General features: G+C 65.8%; 1 protein-coding gene. It reads left to right on the forward strand.

Annotated features, from left to right (window positions below; translation table 11 throughout):
- A partial coding sequence (locus PG892_RS22055; RefSeq protein WP_270825880.1) for a Tn3-like element TnAs1 family transposase occupies nucleotides 1-2093 on the forward strand: 2093 nt, incomplete at both ends.

Raw genomic sequence — 2093 nt, forward strand, 5'->3', positions numbered from 1 at the left:
CAGTTGGTGGACTTGCCCGAAGGCCTGGGCCGGCACATCCACCAGAACCGCCTGCTCAAGCTGGCCCGCGAGGGTGGGCAGATGACGCCCAAAGACCTCGGTAAGTTCGAGCCGCAGCGCCGCTACGCGACCCTGGCCGCCGTGGTGCTGGAGAGCACCGCGACCGTGATCGATGAGCTGGTCGATCTGCATGACCGCATCCTGGTCAAGCTGTTCAGCGGCGCGAAGCACAAGCATCAGCAGCAGTTCCAGAAGCAGGGCAAGGCGATCAACGACAAGGTGCGCCTGTACTCCAGGATCGGCCAGGCGCTGCTGGAAGCGAAGGAAAGCGGCAGCGACCCCTATGCCGCCATCGAGGCGGTGATTCCCTGGGACGAGTTCACCGAGAGCGTCAGCGAGGCCGAGCTGCTGGCCCGGCCGGAAGGCTTCGACCACCTGCACCTGGTCGGCGAGAACTTCGCCACCCTGCGCCGTTACACGCCGGCCTTGCTGGAGGTGCTGGAACTGCGCGCCGCGCCGGCCGCGCAAGGCGTGCTGGCAGCCGTGCAGACCCTGCGTGAGATGAACGCCGACAACCTGCGCAAGGTGCCGGCCGATGCACCCACGGCCTTCATCAAGCCGCGCTGGAAGCCGCTGGTGATCACCCCGGAAGGCCTCGACCGGAAATTCTACGAAATCTGCGCCCTGTCCGAGCTGAAGAACGCCCTGCGCTCCGGCGACATCTGGGTCAAGGGCTCGCGGCAGTTCCGCGACTTCGACGACTACCTGCTGCCGGCCGAGAAGTTCGCCGCACTCAAGCGCGAGCAGGCCCTGCCCCTGGCGATCAACCCGAACAGCGACCAGTACCTGGAAGAGCGTTTGCAGCTGCTGGACGAGCAGTTGGCCACCGTCACCCGCCTGGCCAAGGACAACGAGCTGCCCGATGCCATCCTCACCGAGTCAGGGCTGAAAATCACCCCGCTGGATGCGGCGGTGCCGGATCGGGCGCAGGCGCTGATCGACCAAACCAGCCAGTTACTGCCGCGCATCAAGATCACCGAACTGCTGATGGACGTGGACGACTGGACGGGCTTCAGCCGCCACTTCACCCACTTGAAGGACGGGGCCGAGGCCAAAGACAGGACGTTGCTGCTGTCCGCAATCCTCGGTGATGCGATCAACCTCGGGCTGACCAAGATGGCCGAGTCGAGCCCCGGCCTGACCTACGCCAAGCTGTCCTGGCTGCAAGCCTGGCACATCCGCGACGAAACCTATTCGGCGGCCTTGGCCGAGCTGGTCAACCACCAGTATCGCCACGCCTTTGCCGCCCACTGGGGCGACGGCACGACCTCATCCTCCGATGGCCAGCGCTTCCGCGCGGGTGGCCGGGGCGAGAGCACCGGGCACGTCAACCCGAAGTACGGTAGCGAGCCGGGACGGCTGTTCTATACCCATATCTCCGACCAGTACGCGCCGTTCAGCACCCGCGTGGTGAATGTCGGCGTCCGCGATTCCACCTATGTGCTCGACGGCCTGCTGTACCACGAGTCCGACCTGCGGATCGAGGAGCACTACACCGACACGGCCGGCTTCACCGATCACGTCTTTGCCCTGATGCACCTGCTAGGCTTCCGCTTCGCGCCGCGCATCCGCGACCTCGGCGAAACCAAGCTGTACGTGCCGCAGGGCGTGCAAGCCTACCCGACGTTGCGCCCGCTGATCGGCGGCACCCTGAACATCAAGCACGTGCGTGCCCACTGGGACGACATCCTGCGCCTGGCCAGCTCGATCAAGCAGGGCACCGTCACCGCCTCGCTGATGCTGCGCAAGCTCGGCAGCTACCCGCGCCAGAACGGACTGGCCGTGGCCCTGCGCGAGCTGGGCCGGATCGAGCGCACGCTGTTCATCCTGGACTGGCTGCAAAGTGTTGAACTGCGCCGCCGCGTGCATGCCGGCCTGAACAAAGGTGAGGCGCGCAACTCGCTGGCCAGGGCGGTGTTCTTCAACCGCCTTGGGGAAATCAGGGATCGGAGCTTCGAGCAGCAGCGCTACCGGGCCAGCGGCCTCAACCTGGTGACGGCGGCTATCGTGCTGTGGAACACGGTGTACCTGGA

This window comes from Aeromonas sp. QDB68 (genome assembly GCF_027707405.1).
Lineage (GTDB): Bacteria > Pseudomonadota > Gammaproteobacteria > Enterobacterales > Aeromonadaceae > Aeromonas > Aeromonas caviae.